This is a genomic window from Candidatus Edwardsbacteria bacterium RifOxyA12_full_54_48, from assembly GCA_001777915.1.
GTDB lineage: Bacteria > Edwardsbacteria > AC1 > AC1 > EtOH8 > UBA2226.
Genome location: MFFN01000004.1, coordinates 587,831 through 603,677 on the forward strand (window position 1 = coordinate 587,831; position 15,847 = coordinate 603,677).

The following is a 15,847-nucleotide window of genomic DNA, read 5'->3' on the forward strand; positions in this document are numbered from 1 at the left end:
TTTTCTTTTTTTGATGTATAATAGGACTAAATAAGTCTTATTAATAAAATTATGCTGATCACCAAACGAAATGAATATGCCCTGCAGGCCATGATCCTGCTGGCCCGGCAGAGGGAGGGGCAGCCGCTGGCGGCCTCGGCCCTGGCCCAAAAACTGAAGACCACCCCGGCCTTCATGTCCAAGATCGCCCAGCAGCTGGCCAAGGCCGGCCTGCTCAGCACCAAAAGGGGAAAAGCCGGGGGTCTTTTCCTGGGCCGTGCGGCGGATAAGATAGTGGCCAAGGAGATCTTTGCGGCGGTGGACGGAGCCCTGTCGGTCAGTGCCTGCATGAGCCAGGGGCGCTGCAGGCACCACGTCTGCCCGATATATCCGGCCCTTACCAGACTGCAGAAGGACCTGGATGATAAATTGAACTTGGCCAAACTGTCAACCTTTGTGTGAACCTTAACCAGGGGCGATCGGCCGATCGCCCCTACGAAATGGAAAATAATGAAACGCAAGATCGTCCAAATAGACCAGGATAAATGCAACGGCTGCGGAGAATGCATTCCCAACTGCGCGGAGGGCGCGCTGCAGATAGTGGACGGCAAGGCCCGGCTGGTCAGCGACAAATACTGCGACGGGCTGGGAGCCTGCCTGGGGCATTGCCCCCAGGATGCCATAAAGATAATCGAGCGCGAGGCCGAGGGATATGATGAAAATATTGTAGGGGTGATTCGTGAATCGCCCCTACGGGATAAAATAAACAATTCCCCGGCCTGCGCCTGCCCCGGATCGCAGATCCGACAGCAAAAGCCGTCCCCGGCAACTTCAAACGACACAACTGTAAACTCTCAGCTGGCCCACTGGCCCATCCAACTGCACCTGGTGCCGGTCAACGCCCCATTCTTTCAAAATGCCGACCTGCTGATCGCCGCCTCCTGCCTGCCTTTCTCCTACGGGGATTTCCACCGGGTGATGCTGGCCGGCAAGTCTCTGATCATAGCCTGTCCCAAGCTGGACCGTACCGAGCCCTATCTGGAAAAGCTGACCGGGATCTTCCGGCAGAACGATATCCGGTCGATCACCGTGGCCATCATGGAGGTGCCCTGCTGCCAGGGCCTGCTGCGGCTGGTGCGTCAGGCTTTGAAGGATTCCGGCAAACGGATGTCCATCACGGTGGAGACCATCACGGTCAAAGGGGAGAGGCTGTGATAGACCTTACCACATTGAATGAACTGACCTACGGCCTGTATATCATCACCTCGGTGGACCAGGGCCGCTGCAACGGATTCACCGCCGATGCGGTGTTCCAGGCCGGCGCCAACCCGCCGACTATAGGGGTTTGCATCAAAAAGGACAACCTGACCCACGATTTCATCTCCAAGAACCAGGTGTTTGCCGTATCCATCCTGGCAGACACCGCTCCGGCGGAACTGATCCGCCACTGGGGGCTAAGATCCGGGCGCCAGGAGGACAAATGTGTCGATACCGAATACAAGACCGGGGCCACCGGATGCCATCTGATCACCAAGGATACCCTGGGTGCCATCGAGTGCAAGGTCATAAACGCTTTTGACGCCGTAAGCCACACCATCTTCCTGGGGGAAGTGGTCTCGGCGGAGACCTTCTCCGGCGGAGAACCCCTGACCTACGCCCAATACCGGAAGAACATCAAACCGGCCTTAAAACAAACCGATAGCAAAGGAGGAGCCATGAAAAAATACCGCTGCGTGGTCTGCGATTACATCTACGACCCGGCCGCCGGCGACCCCGATTCCGGCATTGCCCCGGGCACCCCGTTCGAAAAGATACCCGATACTTGGGTCTGCCCCATCTGCCAGGTGGACAAAAGCAACTTTGAACCGTTGGACTAAAACCACCCCTTACGTCCCCTCCTTGTTCAAGGAGGGGATCGAGGGGCGGTCAAAAGGAGTGCCCATGGTAACCATCGAAACCTTGGACTTCAACACCGCGGAGAAGGCCCGCAAGGGCGTGTTCAGCCAGCCCCAGGCGCTGGTCAACTATCTCCACCTGAAGCAGGGCCAGGAAGTGCCAAAGCATCTGGCCAACGCCGACATGGTCTACCTGATAGTACTGCAGGGCGAAGGAGTTTTCAACTTTGAGGAAAAAGACCACGTCATGAAACACGGCCAGCTGGCCGCAGTGACGCGGGGAACGCCGATGCACATCACCAACCAGAGACCGGAAGACCTTGGTTTTTTGGTGATAAAGACCCCCAACCCCGAAATTGAATAATCCTTTGCCCACTAAAAACACGAAACATTTATGAAAGAAGAAGATAATGAAATTGGGCATCATCATCTACTCCCAGGACGCTGAAACGGTCTGGAACGCCTTCCGGCTGGGAGTCTACTCGCTGGGACAGGGCGACCAGGCCAGCGTCTTTCTGCTGGCCAAGGGGGTGGACTGCCAGTCATTGGACAGCGACCAGCTCAAGGTCACCGAACAGATGCAGGCATTCCACGACCAGGGCGGCAGGATCCTGGCCTGCGGCACCTGCCTGAAAATGCGCCACCAGGAAGGCACGGAGATGTGTCCGCTTTCATCCATGAAGGACCTGTATGAAATGATAAAGACCTCGGACAAAGTGGTAAGCTTTTAAACAACCAATAAAGGAGATTTTCATGACCATGTTCTGTCATCAATGCCAGGAGACGGCCGGGAACAAGGGCTGCGCCGGGGCCAGGGGCGTCTGCGGCAAGCCCGACCAGGTGGCGGTATTACAGGATCTGCTGATCCACACCCTGAAGGGCATCTCATATCTCAATGTACAGGCCAAGGAGACAGGGAAATGCGATCCCCAAGCCTCGGAGTTCGTGATGGAGCAGCTGTTCGCCACCATCACCAACGTCAATTTCGATCCGGAATATTTCGTCAGGCAGATAGACCGGGCCAGGGAGTTCCGCGATCAGCTAAAAAACGCCGCCCCCAAGGATCCCTCCGGCAAATTACCCGATGCCGCCGTCTGGACCGCCCAGAGCGGCCTGAACGAATACCTGCTCAAGGGCGCCGAGGTGGGCATTCTGGCCACGGCCAACGAGGATGTGCGTTCCCTGCGGTCGCTCATATTGTTCGGGCTAAAGGGACTGGCGGCCTACGCCCATCATGCCTACGTGCTGGATGCCAAGGACAACGATATACTGTTGTTCATGCAGCAGGCCCTGGCCGCCACGCTGGACGACAGCCTTTCGGCCGACGAGCTGACCGGCCTGGTGCTGAAGTGCGGAGAGTACGGGGTCAAGGCCATGGCATTATTGGATAAGGCCAATACCGGAAAGTACGGGCACCCGGAGATCACCAGCGTCAAGCTGGACGTGGGCATCAACCCGGGCATCCTGATCAGCGGGCACGACCTATTGGACCTGGAGGAATTGCTGGAGCAGACCAAGGGCCAGGGGGTGGACGTTTACACCCACGGCGAGATGCTGCCGGCCAACGCCTATCCAGCCTTCAAGAAATACGCCAATTTCCACGGCAATTACGGCGGATCCTGGTGGCACCAGAACGAGGAGTTCGAGAAGTTCAACGGCCCGGTGCTGATGACCACCAACTGCCTGGTCCCGCCCAAGGACAGCTACAAGGACCGGGTTTTCACCACCGGGGTGGTGGGCTTTCCGGGAATGAAGCACATCGCCGACCGCCAGCCGGGAAAGCAAAAGGATTTCTCGGCCGTCATCGCCATGGCACAGAAGTCCAAGGCGCCGGAGAAACTGGAAGACGGCAATTTGACCATCGGCTTCGCCCACAACCAGGTGCTGGCCCTGGCCCCCAAGGTGATCGAGGCCGTCAAAAGCGGCGCCATCAAGCGTTTTGTGGTGATGGCCGGATGCGACGGAAGGCACAAGTCCCGGGAATATTTCACCGACATAGCCAAAACCCTGCCCCAGGACGCGGTCATTCTCACGGCCGGTTGCGCCAAGTACCGCTATAACAAGCTGAATCTGGGCGACATCGGCGGGATCCCAAGGGTCTTAGACGCCGGGCAGTGCAACGACAGCTACTCCCTGGTGCTGATCGCTCTGGCATTAAAGGATGCCTTCGGGTTGAAGGACGTCAATGAACTGCCGGTCAGTTATGACATCGCCTGGTACGAGCAGAAGGCGGTGCTGGTGCTGCTGGTCCTGCTGCATCTGGGGGTGAAGAACATCCACCTGGGGCCGACCCTGCCGGCCTTCGTGTCTCCCAATGTGCTCAAGGTGCTGGTGGAGAAATTCAATGTCCAGCCGACGGCGGGCGCGGAGGAGGATGTGAAGAAGATGATGGCGGGGACCTGACCTAACCCCTACCCCTTCCCCATGGGGGAAGGGGAATATATTCGGAGAGGGAGAATTAGAAAACGAAGAAGCCGTGGCGTTATGCCACGGCTGCTTCTGGTTGCACCTTGCTATTGTGTCTACATTGTCTATAGATTTTCGTTTTCCAATATCCTTTTGAGATTCTCGCCCTCTTCTTTCATGTGCTTTTCCACGGAAGCTATTCCGCTTGCCAGCTTGTTTTTTGCAAAGGTTTTAACCAGCCGTCCAACCCTAAAAGACCCCATTGCGGTGAAAATGCATCCATCTCGCTTCGGCTCAATGATAAATGAATTCTTGGGGTAGTATATTCTGAGCAGCCAAAAGGCAGGTACATATTCAATTGTTTTGTTGGGAATTACCTTTGTAACGCAAAAGGTCAAGGTATGCAATTCTCCCTTAATATATTCTTTGGCGCGAAGGATAGAGCCTTCTTTCCAAGGCTCACCCTTGATCCAGCAAAAAGCGACATGGTCTTGAGGATGCCAGACCTGGTAGCTTTTATCGTCAGTAATGCCCGTCAGGAAATTAAAAACTGCCTCGGGGGCGGCTTTGATTTCAATTGAATCTTTTAGAATGATGTCTTCCAATATCCTCATGTATTTGATCTCCTATATCGGCAATAAGGTCATCAATGTGTATTAGTAATAATAGATAGTACAACGTTATTTGTCAAGATAAATAGAGAATATTGCATTAAAAAAGCCGTGGCGTTATGCCACGGCTTTATGATTGCTGGGTACAAAATGGAGATGTTTGAAATATAGAAGTACCGAAAAACCTTACGAGAGGGTTGCCGGTCGGATGAAAGCTAATTTATAATCCGGCAGTAGCATCCTTGAAAACCTGGAGCGGTTTCAGATCAACCCTGGGGAATATCAGACTCCGGAATGCATTCAGGGCCATGTGCACAAATGGATTCCGCACGCGGAACCAGTGATATTCATGTATTCCCTTACCGCCTATACGTTGTTTAAGAGGATACGAGGTCTGCCCCAAGTTAAGCCGCCGGCATCCCTTTCGGATCGCATGTCCCACGATTGCATATACAAGAATGAAATAGGTGTCATAATCGTCACGCATTGAATAGTCCATACCAATCAGCAGAAAGGTCATCTCTCCGCCATGCTCGGTCACAAGCGCCGCTCCAAAAACACTACCGTTCTTTTCAAGAGAAATGACATCCAGGGCATCACCCCATCTTTGGAAAAGCTCATTGAAGAACCCGCCGTTGAGCACTTCCAGTTTCATTTGGGCCCTGTTCATGACCTGGAGGTACAATTCGTGAAATAGCGAAGGTGAAAACAGCGACGCCTTATCAATCTTCAGAAGCGGCATGCCTTCGCGTGCGGTAGCACTGACCTGCCAAGGATCCGTGATGGCGTATTTCCGTAGGGTCGCATTGATTTGCCGGCGGTACCCGTGCCGGAAAGAGTTCAGGTACGCATCGAAACCCTTCCATGAAATATCGAGGATAACATACGGTATACTGTGCGCACGGAAATATCCGTGGTTTCCGAGTCGGTCAGGGCCACTGTCCCCTTTGTAAAACTCCTTGAAACAAAGGTATCCCGTTTTATCTTCTTTGGCGATATTTTCCATGCAACCTGCAACGGCATCGAATACAATGGCCGAATCATCCTGGGATCGAACGACGATGTTTTTCTGACCAAGCGAAACGGGTATGCCACAAAAAAGCACTCGAATCTTTAGAAACTGCGGATATATTTTCTGTACAGCCGTAATGGCGCGCCGCAAAAAACCACCGGTGAATATATCAAGAGAGACTATTAACGACGACAGTGCCGCAGTGCCTATTATAACATTCCCGCGGTATACCGTGACATAGCGGAAGGTTCCGTTTTCTACGCGGGCATCCTCAACACAGGCGAGAAAGCTGTGCCGATGGAAACTGTCGACGCAGGACAATATGGAATCCCAATCGTTGGCATCAATGTCATGAATGGAACGCGCAACTTTGGTCCTGACGGCTTTCCCGGTATCCGCAATGGCAGAGGTATTAGGCATGATCATTTTTCCACCCGCATATCAGGAGCTTTTGCTGCGGAAATTAATCCGTGATGGTGGTGCGCGGCAAGCATCTGGAAGAAGATGCGCCACGCCCCGGCCCAGATCCGCAGATAACTTGGAGACCAGACCGGCGGAGCGCGACGATGTATGATCCGTTGAGCGCGCGGCAAGTCCAGGATCGCCTTGGCGTATGTCCAAAGCAGGGCCCGGTAGTATTTCTTCAGCGGCATGCGCGTGGGTAAAAGAACGTGCGACAGGTCCCAAACTGCATGGTTGCGACGGTGTACCTCCGCTTGGGCGCCATATTTCTTCCATTCACTAGTGCCGGGTAGCGGGGTGAATGGCGAAATATTCAGAAAGTATAGTCCATTGTCATCAATGAATTTCCGCAGGCGATCCCAGTCAGCGGGAGTGTAATCGGGTTGTGTGATAAACGAAGCGTAAGTGTCCACCCTGCACCGCTGTAGCACGGCTATGGCCTGCCGGTTTTGATCAACCGTGCTTCGTTTCTCCAAGGCAGTAAGTTCATTATCGGTAGATGCTTCGAGCCCAACCAGCACTGCCGTCAACCCGATGCCCGCCCATCGTCTTACAATATCCTCGTTTTCCGCTATGAAATCGGCCCTTCCGAAAACGAGATAGTTTTTACGGATGCTGCGTCTATCAATGAGATCGGCGATTCTTTCGAGGCGCTTCCTGTCAAACAGGAACAGGTCGTCCACTATATAAACGTCTGGGGCCTCAATCTGCGCCAGTTCATCCACAATTGATTCAGGGGACCGGAGGTACACCTTTCCCCCGGTCACCGTCCGGTTGAAACAGAACCCGCATTCGTACGGGCACCCCCATGCGGTCTTGATAATTGCTAGCGGCCGGTGGAAGACGTAATAGTACCGGTTCCGGAGGTGCGCGACCAGATCCCGCCGCGGCAGGGGCAGCGTGTCGGGGTGCGGCATATACTCCCGCGGTGCGGTCAGTCTCATCCCGCTCCGCCCGTCGGGCAAGGCCAGGCCCGCGACCGTATCGAGCGGCCGGCCAGCCTCTAGGGCACGTACGACCTCCCCCGCAACAGATGTGCCGTCACACATGACAACGCAGTCAATCGAGGGATCGCTGAAATCACCGGGACACCGCGAAGCGTGAACGCCGCCGACAAGCGTCGTGCAGGCGGTATTCCATGCCTTCACACTACGGCAGATCCGTTTTACCTCGTCCACGCCATTGATGTACGATCCCGTGCCGACCACGGCAGGCCGGAAAGAACGCAGCCGCTTTTCCAGGCCTTTCTCCATGATGCCATCGAAGATCATTACTTCATGGCCCTTAAGCCCGGCCGCAACATACTCGAGCTCAAGCGGTTCGCACCGCATAATGTGCTTCAGCCCTATAGTGCGCGACGGAACCGGAGGCCGGACCAGAAGTATTTTCATTGTCGTATGTCCTTTCCTTAAACGATGCCGGGGCAGATTCTCTTTTTAATATGCCTCCGGTAATGCAAGTTCGTCCCAATGACGAAAATTCTTGTGAATATATCAAGCGATGCGTTGTTGTGGACCGTGCGGTGGAATATCGCGGGCAGGCTGAACAGCCTTTGGTAAAGCCGCCAATATTCAGCCTGCAGGCGGGCAGCGCTGAACGCACGCGGCTGGAAAACAACCTGGCCGCCGGAGTAGCACGAAAAGTCATCGCTCGTGATCCGTCCTTCGCTCTTGAGACGCGAGCGGATTTCCGTTCCCGGTACGGGTGTAAGTATGTGAATACGTGGGACAGATATCCTGTTTTTCATTATAAAATCGTAGGTTCGCTCGAAAACAGTTTCGTCATCTCCGTCGAACCCTATAATCATTTCCGTGGACACGTCAATGCCGTTTTTTCGTATTAGGTCTATGGCATTTGCATACCTGTCCGGATGGTTGCGTTCTTTTCCTATCTCTTTCAGGCTTTCAGCATTGACAGATTCCACGCCGAAAGATAGTATTCTACATCCGCTTTTGCGGGCCAGAGCGAGAAGGCGTGGGTGATCAGCGATTGTCAGACTGCACTGACTCATCCAGATAATATTCTCCCCGGCGAGAGCCGTGCATAGCTCTTCAAAATAAACCGGATCAGCGCCGATATTGTCGTCAATGAAAGCGATCCTGCGCCGCCCTGTACAGGTCGCCGCACGCACATCGCGAATGACCATTTCCACGGGTCTTTTCCGGTATTTACCAGAATAAAAAGCTGAGACCGAACAGAATGTACATGAGAACGGACAACCTCGGGTGGCCTGGACCGGCATCCATGTTCCTATGTGGCGGCCTTTGAAAAGATCGTACCGAGGCACGGGCAGATCGTTGAGATCGGGCGGAGCCTCATTCACATACACCGGCAACAACGCGTTTTGCGCGGCATCGTCCACGATGCGAGGCCAAGCCGCATCGGCCTCGCCTATAACCAGTGAATCAGCATGAGCGAGGGTTAATTCTTTCTGCCCTAGGCTGGCTGCAATGCCGCCGATAATCACCCGCCCACCGCGCTTTCTGAATTCGTCAGCGATTTGCCACGCGCGTACGATACCCGATCCCATTCCGGTCAAGCCGACGAGATCCCATTTTTCGTCGTACGGTATGTCTTCTATGGTTTCGAACACAAGACGCACCTCGTGCTCGGGAGGAGTAAGCGCCGCAAGCAGTGGTAGGGTAAGGCACGGCAAGTGCAGCCACCGCTGGCGCACTGGCTTGCCGTTTCGGTCAAGGGCTGTTGGAGCAACAAGAAGGATTTTCATTGAATATATCTTCCGTTTACATTTTGTGTATGAGGGACAACACCGCGATCACGAACGGCAGGGCGAATGATAGTCCGTCTATCGCGTCAAGCATGCCGCCCTGGCCGCCAAGAAGTCTGCCGGAATCTACGACGCCTGCAGCACGCTTAACGGCTGATTCGGCAACATCCCCCACCTGGCCCGCAATTCCGGTGGCCACCGCACAAAGGCATATACCACCGACGGAAATATTTTTTAGAAAAAGAATCCCCGCAACGATGAATATTCCAGCCGCAGCAATGGCGCCTATAGCTGCCGCATCGAGCGATTTACGCTCGTTGACCCACTTCGGCAGCATATACAACTTTCTTCCGCTGTATCTGCCCCATAAGAAAGCGAAGATGTCTCCGGTCCATACAGCGGCGATCGTTATGATAACCAGTTCCCGGCCCTGTGGCAGGGCGCGCATCGTGCTTAGCGAAAGAATAAACACCATGGGCATCAGGCAAGCCAGCACGAAAATATGATCTCGGCGTACTGCTATGCAGGCGGCAACATATGCTGCCCCGATAACCGCAGCCCATCCGGCATATATGCCGCTCTCCCGCGCGGCGTAAACGGTACATGCCACGCTTGCTGCCGCCAACCCCGCATACGGCAGGCCCCGACCTGCCCAGCGGACATTCCACATGTCAAGGGACTCCCTGCATGCAAGAACCGCCACGGCGCAGCAGACAACGACAAGCACTGCAAAGGTCGCAAACCCCACAAACATAATCCCGACGGTCCATCCGGCGACCACGACCACTGCCCGTGGAACGTGTGCCCTCCCCGGTGCGGTCACGGGACTACCACCGTGAGAGTTGCGGGACAATGGTGCAGGGTCACTTTTCCGCCGGGAAGCAATTCCCCGTCAATCTGCACCATCCCTGTAGTGTCGAGTACAGCGCTCGTCCATCCTTGTACCCGCCGAATCCCGGCGGCGTATTCTCCGCCCGTCAAGAGTGTTTTGGCATATGACAAGGGAGTTTTGTACACAACAGCCCAGGTGTCGAACGCACCTGGTGTTCGCTCCGGGAAAATGCGCCGTCCAAACGCAAGCGAAGGACACATATAGAGGCCCGCGCTGAACAGTGCTTCCGACGCTGCGCACAATACTACCCCATCTGCGGCAAGAGATATGCCGGCGGTCAGTGATACTGCCGCCTTTGAAAGACGGTGCATTGATCGTAACCTTTCGCCATGCCGCCACTTTTCGCGGGAGTCAATAATAGACGGTTCAAACCCCGCACTTACCGAGATGAGCGCGGTGTCTTTTTGCGGATGGTCTGTACGGACCACCGCCAGTTTTCTTGTTTTACCTCCTCGTAATGCCTGCGCCGTCGCATCTGTGGACGTGAGCCCGATGGAGTGCGCCAGGGCATTGCCTGTGCCTATGGGAAGCAGCGCAAGTGGTATATCCGTTCTGCCAACTGAAAGCAGGGCGCTGGCTGCCATGTTTGCCGTTCCATCTCCGCCTGCCGCCACTATTACCTTCTCTCTACCGATCCGAACGATTTTCTTAATAGATTCCTCAGAGGAACCGACGTCTGCCACACGTGACCTTCTTGCGATGTCCGGATGTGAGCGAAGAAAATATCCGCATTGGTCGGTGGTCCGGCCGCCGCCCGCCTTGGCATTGCAGAGGAACAATAAATCAGCCGCCATCAGTTCCTCCAGCTGTGAAGGGGCTATATTCACGCCTTATTGTGTCGGGTTGGTCGCCGTGGGGACTGACCCGGTGCAGCAGGTCCTTCCAGGCGCAGTGGACGAGCATAACGGGAAATATGATGATACCAATGGCCGCTCCCGTGTACGCCCCCAGAGGATCGGCTGCAGCCATTCCCAAAGCCGACCGCATCCAGCGGCGGCGGAAGTCCCTGCCGTAGAAAAACAGAACGCTGATAAAAGCGAGCGGAAACACGCGACGCGCAAGTTTTCTGCACGACGTAGCCCTGAGATGCAGAACCGGGTCTGTACTGAAACGCAGAGTATGGTATCCCGAAAGATAATTTTCAAAAAACCTGAAGAGCGACGGGCCGCCAATCTGGGCCAGCTTTTCGTGCGCCGTACCAATGCACGCTCGGAGATCCGCTTCCGAAATGTCCGCATACCGGAACACCGGCCTGCTTACACCGCTGTCCTGGTAGGGAAATTCGGTTGTAAGCCGTCCTGCTTCTTTCATTCTGTGCCACAGAGGTGTCCCGGGCGGAGCCTGAAGGGGAAGAATCTGGCAGACGGTGGGGTCGAGAGCAGTAAAACACTCAAGCTCCTCGGCAAGCCGATTACGGTTCTGTCCATCCCATCCCGCCACGATCGAACAAAGCGTGGAAATTCCCGCCCGGTGGAGTTCTGTGACGAGTTCGGCGGGGTCACGGCCGTCACGTTTTCCGGGTGTATCCCTGTCAAGAGTTGCGCGGTTGAATGATTCTATGCCGATAAAAACAAGTCCTATTCCGCATTGGATAAGTTCTTTAGTTGTAAAACGCGACAGGGACCGTATAGAAGTGAATACCGTTAGAAGCAGCGGCCGGGTGGCGAGTTCGCTGTCACTGCTCATATATCCTGCAAACTCGAGTACTCTTTCTCTATCGGCGAGAAAATCCTCGTCGTAAATTATCGAACTCCGTACGTTTTTATGACGAACGGCTTTCTCTTTAATAAGCTGATAAAGTTCACGGGCAGACACCATGGTGATTTTCTCATGCCCGTATTGTGATGATGTGGCACAGAACGCGCACCCGTTCCTACAGCCGAGTGCCGAAAGGAAACAGATCTGCCGTTCGAGTGCGATGCCGCTCCTGAAAAGACCGATCTTCGTGGGTATAAAATCCTGCCGCAGGGGGCCCTTTTTTGTGGCAATACCCCAGTTTTGTTCAAGGTAGTTCCGCATAAACGTAAGGCCCTCACCACGACAGATACCATCGGCCAGTTTTGCGAACTCATGGACCTCGTGCGTGTCTTCACAGAATATAGCGGTACCGTACCCCCCAAGTATGATTTGTACGCAGGGTGTTTCGGCCCGCAGCCACGTGACCATTTCGAGGACCTTTTTCGCCGAGAGTACAGTGAACGTCAAGGCGACGATATCGTAGGCGCCCCGCCTTACTTCATCAGTGAAACGTTTCCACGTCGGGTTCTCTAAAACAACAGAATTGACGGGCAGGTTCTGCGCGAGAAAGTGGAGAGGGTACCAGCTCTGCATCTGGCGCAGAGAGAATATTCCCTGTCCAAGCGTGTTCCGATAATAGAAAAAATCCATAGTGTCATCTTCGGGCCGTGCTTTGGGGTTTGGGATATACGGGGAAACGAAAAGCACCCGGGGGATTTTCATTTGTGAGTCCATCAACAGATCTTCTTTCCGTATACGCGGTAGGTCTTACTGATATAACCACCGAGCTGACGTGCCGCTCTATTCATGGTTAAGTTGTCTTCCACTACCCACGACATCTCGGCAGCGGGCATGCCTGCCGCAACTATGTTTCTTGAGATGCGTGAGTAAAGGAGACTGCCGAAGCCGAGGTGGGCGTATTTTCGGCTTATCCCCGCGGTAATAACACGCGCGGTCCGTATATTTTTCTGTCCCGAGAGAAATGTGAAAATACCAAATGGAAATAACCTCCCACTCCGGATCTTAATGAATATCTCGTTGAAATTCGGCAGTGCGAGGAGAAAACCAGCCGGTTCGCCCTTGTATTCAACGATAAGAACAAGGTCGGGTCTAATTATGTTTTTCATATCGTAGGCCATATATCGGAACTCCTCCCATGTCGCAGGTGTAAAACCCCAGTGGCCTGTCATGGCATCGTTATATAGCTCGTGGATGATTTTCAATTCATGTTCAAACCTGTCGGCACGTGCAGTACGAATTGTCACCTGGTATCGCTTTTCAATCCTGGCAGAGATGTCGTCGTGCTTCGAGTTCCATTTAAATTTATCTTTATCAATAAAATAAGAATAGAAATCTTTCTGTTTAACGAATCCTGCATCTTCAAACCGACGCCCGTACCAAGATGGATTATAGGTCATCATGAAAAACGGCGGCGTATCGAACCCGTCCACAAGGCAGCCGGTTGTGTAATGCATGTCGGGATTTACTGGACCGGTAATGGACGTGCATCCGCGCACGACAAGACTCTGCTCCGCGGCGCGCAGAAGAATATCGAATACCTTCGCATCGTCCTCTGCCTCAAAAAAACCGAAGAACCCCGTACTGCCCCCATGGAACCGGTTATGTTCATTGTTCTTAATGGCCGCGACTCTTCCCGCAGGTTTGCCGCCGCGAAGGGCGATGAACCAGTCAATTGAATTCTCCCTAAAAAAAGGGTTGTTCTTTACGTCGAAGAACTTACGCATATCGCTCACCAGGGGCGGAACCCAGTTTGGGTCACCATCATAGATGTGCCAGGGGACTTTTATAAAGTGTCCTTGGGCCTGTCTGCCGTCAACTTTAATGATGGAGTATTCAGATTGCATTTTTCTCCTTGGCAAGATTGGGTATGAAAGTCATTCAGTAGCGAGGAATGCATTAATGTCAATGACGTAATATAAAACTGGTAAAAAAAGATTTGAAAAATATTATGTGCACAAGTACCAGCAGTTGCAAGGGAACCAATGTAAAATAATTAGTTAACAAGCAGAAAATAGTATATTACATCTAATTTATTATTTTATTACAATAATCTAAAGAAGTCAAACTAAAAGCCGTGGCGTAATGCCACGGCTTCTGACCTAACCCACTTCGACGTTGCTCAGTGCAGGCCTACCCACTTTCGCATGTTTCAATATACTGTTTGCTCAGTGCAGGCTCTTCCCCATAAGGGAAGGTTCCCCCCCCCAAATAATTTTTTATACTCCCCGTACCCTTCCTTCTCCAGGTCCTCCACCGGGATGAATCTCAGCGAAGCCGAGTTAATGCAGTAACGCAGGCCTGTCGGTTGCGGGCCGTCATCGAAGACATGGCCCAGGTGGGAGTCTCCGGCCTGGCTGCGCACTTCGGTCCTTATCCGGCCGAAACTGGTGTCCTTCTTTTCCACCACCAGTCTTGTCTCCAGGGGCCTGGTGAAGCTGGGCCAGCCGCAGTCGGAATCGAACTTGTCCTTGGAACTGAACAGGGGCTGGCCGGTGGTGATGTCAACATAAATGCCGTCACGCTTCTCGTCCCAGTATTTGTTGGCAAAGGGCGGCTCGGTGGCGCTCTTCCGGGTCACCTGGTATTGCAGGGAAGTCAAACGCTTTTTAAGTTCCGAATCCCCGGCTTTGGTGTGTTTCATTTAAGAAACCTGATAAAAATTATTGTTGACGACGTACACTAATGTAACACATTTTTAAAATAAATCAAGAGGCTGGTGAAAATATCATTGAATATTGCTTTATCCGGTGGTATCATGATGTGCAAATCATCAAAAAGGAGTAAGTCGTGTTAAAGAAAATCCTTTTAACGGGGCTTGCGGTGGGAGTTGTTGCGATCATCGTCATGGCTGTGCTCTTCTTTTTGAGCATGAAGGGCCCGGACCTGGCAAAATACCAATATTTAAAGGAACCGCAGATCTCCCCAAAGCCCAGCCAGAAGATGCTGGTGGTGGAGACCAGGGGGGATCCCAATATCGTGGGAGCCAAGGCCTTTGCCCTGCTTTTCAAGGTTTATTTTAAAACGGTAAAAGGCGGCAAAATACAGACCCCCCGGGCCCGCTGGCCCCAGGACCTGGGCACCAGCCTGGACGAATGGATAGGGCAATATGCCCTGCCGGTCCCGGAGCCCACGGATAAACTGCCCGATATCAGCATCGAGCCGGGATTCAAAATATCTCTGGCCGAATGGGAATACGGCATGGTGGCCGAGATCCTGCATATCGGCCCTTATTCAAAGGAAACCCCGACCGTCGAAAAGTTAAAAAAATACGTCCATGACAACGGCTATTACATAACCGGCCTGCACGAGGAGGAATATTTGAAAGGGCCGGGAATGTTCGGTCCGGGAGATCCGGGAAAATACCAGACCATCATCAGATACCGGGTGGAGAAAACGGCGGTTGGTGATACCAATTACTCCGGCAATTGAATAGGTTAATACTACCGGTTGTCATGCCATTCCCGCATCAAGTGCGGGATAAATTCCGAATGGCATCCAGGCCTGGATTCCCGCCGGAGTTTACACTGAATGTAGTGAAGTGCGGGAATGACACATTGCGCTATTTACCAGTCGAAATAATAATTTTTAAAACCAAATAAGAATAAAATATAACCTATGCCAGTTATTCAGATATTCGGGACCGTCAAATGCCGGGACACCCGGGCCGCCCAGAGATTCTTCAAGGAGCGCCGGCTAAAGTTTCAGTTCATCGACCTCAACCAGAAGGCTCTCAGCCGGGGGGAGCTGAACAGCGTCAAGAATGCGGTGGGTCTGGAGAACCTGCTGGATGCCGAGGGAAAGGAATACCAAAGACAGAATCTCAAATATCAGAAATACGATATAGAACAGGTCCTGCTGGAAAATCCCGGACTGTTCAGAACCCCCATCGTCCGCTGCGGGCCCAAGGCCACGGTCGGTTATCAGCCGGAGGTTTGGCAAAATTGGCTGGAGGCCGGAACATAGCCTGAAAGAAAAATTCAGCCCCGTTTTAACGGGGCTTTTTCAATTTATCTAATCTGGTTTCAAACCATAAAAATAACGAATAACCAAGGCCTATTTAATTCTTGACTTGCCATAAAAAAGGGTATATATTGATAAACGGTT

General features: G+C 53.1%; 17 protein-coding genes. 8 read left to right on the forward strand and 9 right to left on the reverse strand.

Annotation, left to right across the window (positions count from 1 at the left end; genetic code table 11):
- Window positions 1–51: 51 nt before the first annotated feature.
- The 6 genes from A2273_04290 (at window position 52) to A2273_04315 (ending at window position 4,277) form a co-directional block, all read left to right on the forward strand.
- The gene (locus tag A2273_04290) at window positions 52–441 is read left to right on the forward strand and encodes a hypothetical protein (GenBank protein OGF07693.1); all 390 of its coding nucleotides are present in this window, start codon (window positions 52–54) and stop codon (window positions 439–441) included.
- 48 nt (window positions 442–489) lie between these two features.
- On the forward strand, window positions 490–1,194 hold the full coding sequence (locus A2273_04295; GenBank protein OGF07694.1) for a 4Fe-4S ferredoxin: 705 nt from the start codon (window positions 490–492) through the stop codon (window positions 1,192–1,194).
- Window positions 1,194–1,856, forward strand: coding sequence for a hypothetical protein (locus A2273_04300; protein OGF08023.1), 663 nt, complete (start codon window positions 1,194–1,196; stop codon window positions 1,854–1,856). Before A2273_04295 ends, A2273_04300 begins: the two co-directional genes overlap by 1 nt.
- Window positions 1,857–1,920: 64 nt before the next feature.
- Complete coding sequence (locus tag A2273_04305; GenBank protein OGF07695.1) at window positions 1,921–2,238, forward strand: hypothetical protein; 318 nt, start codon at window positions 1,921–1,923, stop codon at window positions 2,236–2,238.
- A gap of 52 nt (window positions 2,239–2,290) precedes the next feature.
- Window positions 2,291–2,605 carry a sulfur reduction protein DsrE gene (locus tag A2273_04310; protein OGF08024.1) on the forward strand — a complete coding sequence of 105 codons (315 nt, stop codon included), beginning with the start codon at window positions 2,291–2,293 and terminating at the stop codon, window positions 2,603–2,605.
- 22 nt (window positions 2,606–2,627) lie between these two features.
- A complete protein-coding gene (locus tag A2273_04315; GenBank protein OGF07696.1) occupies window positions 2,628–4,277 on the forward strand; it encodes a hydroxylamine reductase in 1,650 nt (549 codons plus the stop codon).
- A 128-nt stretch (window positions 4,278–4,405) separates the two neighbouring features.
- Here the strand turns inward: A2273_04315 and A2273_04320 are convergent, their stop codons facing one another.
- From A2273_04320 to A2273_04360, 9 genes are all read right to left on the reverse strand, one after another.
- Complete coding sequence (locus A2273_04320; protein OGF07697.1) at window positions 4,406–4,894, reverse strand: hypothetical protein; 489 nt, start codon at window positions 4,892–4,894, stop codon at window positions 4,406–4,408.
- 217 nt (window positions 4,895–5,111) lie between these two features.
- Entirely contained in the window at window positions 5,112–6,329 is a 1,218-nt protein-coding gene (locus A2273_04325; GenBank protein ID OGF07698.1) for a hypothetical protein, read from the reverse strand.
- Entirely contained in the window at window positions 6,326–7,756 is a 1,431-nt protein-coding gene (locus tag A2273_04330) for a hypothetical protein (GenBank protein OGF07699.1), read from the reverse strand. Before A2273_04330 ends, A2273_04325 begins: the two co-directional genes overlap by 4 nt.
- A 17-nt stretch (window positions 7,757–7,773) precedes the next feature.
- Window positions 7,774–9,093 carry a hypothetical protein gene (locus A2273_04335; protein ID OGF07700.1) on the reverse strand — a complete coding sequence of 440 codons (1,320 nt, stop codon included), beginning with the start codon at window positions 9,091–9,093 and terminating at the stop codon, window positions 7,774–7,776.
- A 16-nt stretch (window positions 9,094–9,109) separates the two neighbouring features.
- The gene (locus tag A2273_04340) at window positions 9,110–9,880 is read right to left on the reverse strand and encodes a hypothetical protein (protein ID OGF07701.1); all 771 of its coding nucleotides are present in this window, start codon (window positions 9,878–9,880) and stop codon (window positions 9,110–9,112) included.
- A gap of 32 nt (window positions 9,881–9,912) precedes the next feature.
- Window positions 9,913–10,779, reverse strand: a complete 867-nt coding sequence (locus A2273_04345; protein OGF07702.1) for a hypothetical protein — start codon at window positions 10,777–10,779, stop codon at window positions 9,913–9,915.
- Window positions 10,769–12,457 carry a hypothetical protein gene (locus tag A2273_04350; protein OGF07703.1) on the reverse strand — a complete coding sequence of 563 codons (1,689 nt, stop codon included), beginning with the start codon at window positions 12,455–12,457 and terminating at the stop codon, window positions 10,769–10,771. The genes A2273_04345 and A2273_04350 overlap by 11 nt, the downstream gene beginning before the upstream one ends.
- Window positions 12,457–13,587 carry a hypothetical protein gene (locus A2273_04355; protein ID OGF07704.1) on the reverse strand — a complete coding sequence of 377 codons (1,131 nt, stop codon included), beginning with the start codon at window positions 13,585–13,587 and terminating at the stop codon, window positions 12,457–12,459. The genes A2273_04350 and A2273_04355 overlap by 1 nt, the downstream gene beginning before the upstream one ends.
- Before the next feature lie 305 nt (window positions 13,588–13,892).
- Entirely contained in the window at window positions 13,893–14,384 is a 492-nt protein-coding gene (locus A2273_04360) for a peptide-methionine (R)-S-oxide reductase (protein ID OGF07705.1), read from the reverse strand.
- Window positions 14,385–14,626: 242 nt separating this feature from the next.
- Here A2273_04360 and A2273_04365 point away from each other — a divergent pair, with 242 nt between their 5' ends.
- Complete coding sequence (locus A2273_04365; GenBank protein OGF08025.1) at window positions 14,627–15,172, forward strand: hypothetical protein; 546 nt, start codon at window positions 14,627–14,629, stop codon at window positions 15,170–15,172.
- 186 nt (window positions 15,173–15,358) lie between these two features.
- Window positions 15,359–15,706 (forward strand): ArsC family transcriptional regulator, encoded by a 348-nt coding sequence (locus A2273_04370; GenBank protein OGF07706.1) that lies wholly within the window; start codon window positions 15,359–15,361, stop codon window positions 15,704–15,706.
- Window positions 15,707–15,847: the final 141 nt, after the last annotated feature.

Excerpts from the sequence above, each read along its gene's own strand:
- A2273_04290 (OGF07693.1), top strand. The coding sequence starts at position 52 with ATGCTGATCACCAAACGAAATGAATATGCCCTGCAGGCCATGATCCTG.
- A2273_04295 (OGF07694.1), top strand. The coding sequence starts at position 490 with ATGAAACGCAAGATCGTCCAAATAGACCAGGATAAATGCAACGGCTGC.
- A2273_04305 (OGF07695.1), top strand. The coding sequence starts at position 1,921 with ATGGTAACCATCGAAACCTTGGACTTCAACACCGCGGAGAAGGCCCGC.
- A2273_04315 (OGF07696.1), top strand. The coding sequence starts at position 2,628 with ATGACCATGTTCTGTCATCAATGCCAGGAGACGGCCGGGAACAAGGGC.
- A2273_04320 (OGF07697.1), bottom strand. The coding sequence starts at position 4,894 with ATGAGGATATTGGAAGACATCATTCTAAAAGATTCAATTGAAATCAAA.
- A2273_04325 (OGF07698.1), bottom strand. The coding sequence starts at position 6,329 with ATGATCATGCCTAATACCTCTGCCATTGCGGATACCGGGAAAGCCGTC.
- A2273_04330 (OGF07699.1), bottom strand. The coding sequence starts at position 7,756 with ATGAAAATACTTCTGGTCCGGCCTCCGGTTCCGTCGCGCACTATAGGG.
- A2273_04335 (OGF07700.1), bottom strand. The coding sequence starts at position 9,093 with ATGAAAATCCTTCTTGTTGCTCCAACAGCCCTTGACCGAAACGGCAAG.
- A2273_04345 (OGF07702.1), bottom strand. The coding sequence starts at position 10,779 with ATGGCGGCTGATTTATTGTTCCTCTGCAATGCCAAGGCGGGCGGCGGC.
- A2273_04350 (OGF07703.1), bottom strand. The coding sequence starts at position 12,457 with ATGGACTCACAAATGAAAATCCCCCGGGTGCTTTTCGTTTCCCCGTAT.
- A2273_04355 (OGF07704.1), bottom strand. The coding sequence starts at position 13,587 with ATGCAATCTGAATACTCCATCATTAAAGTTGACGGCAGACAGGCCCAA.
- A2273_04360 (OGF07705.1), bottom strand. The coding sequence starts at position 14,384 with ATGAAACACACCAAAGCCGGGGATTCGGAACTTAAAAAGCGTTTGACT.
- A2273_04370 (OGF07706.1), top strand. The coding sequence starts at position 15,359 with ATGCCAGTTATTCAGATATTCGGGACCGTCAAATGCCGGGACACCCGG.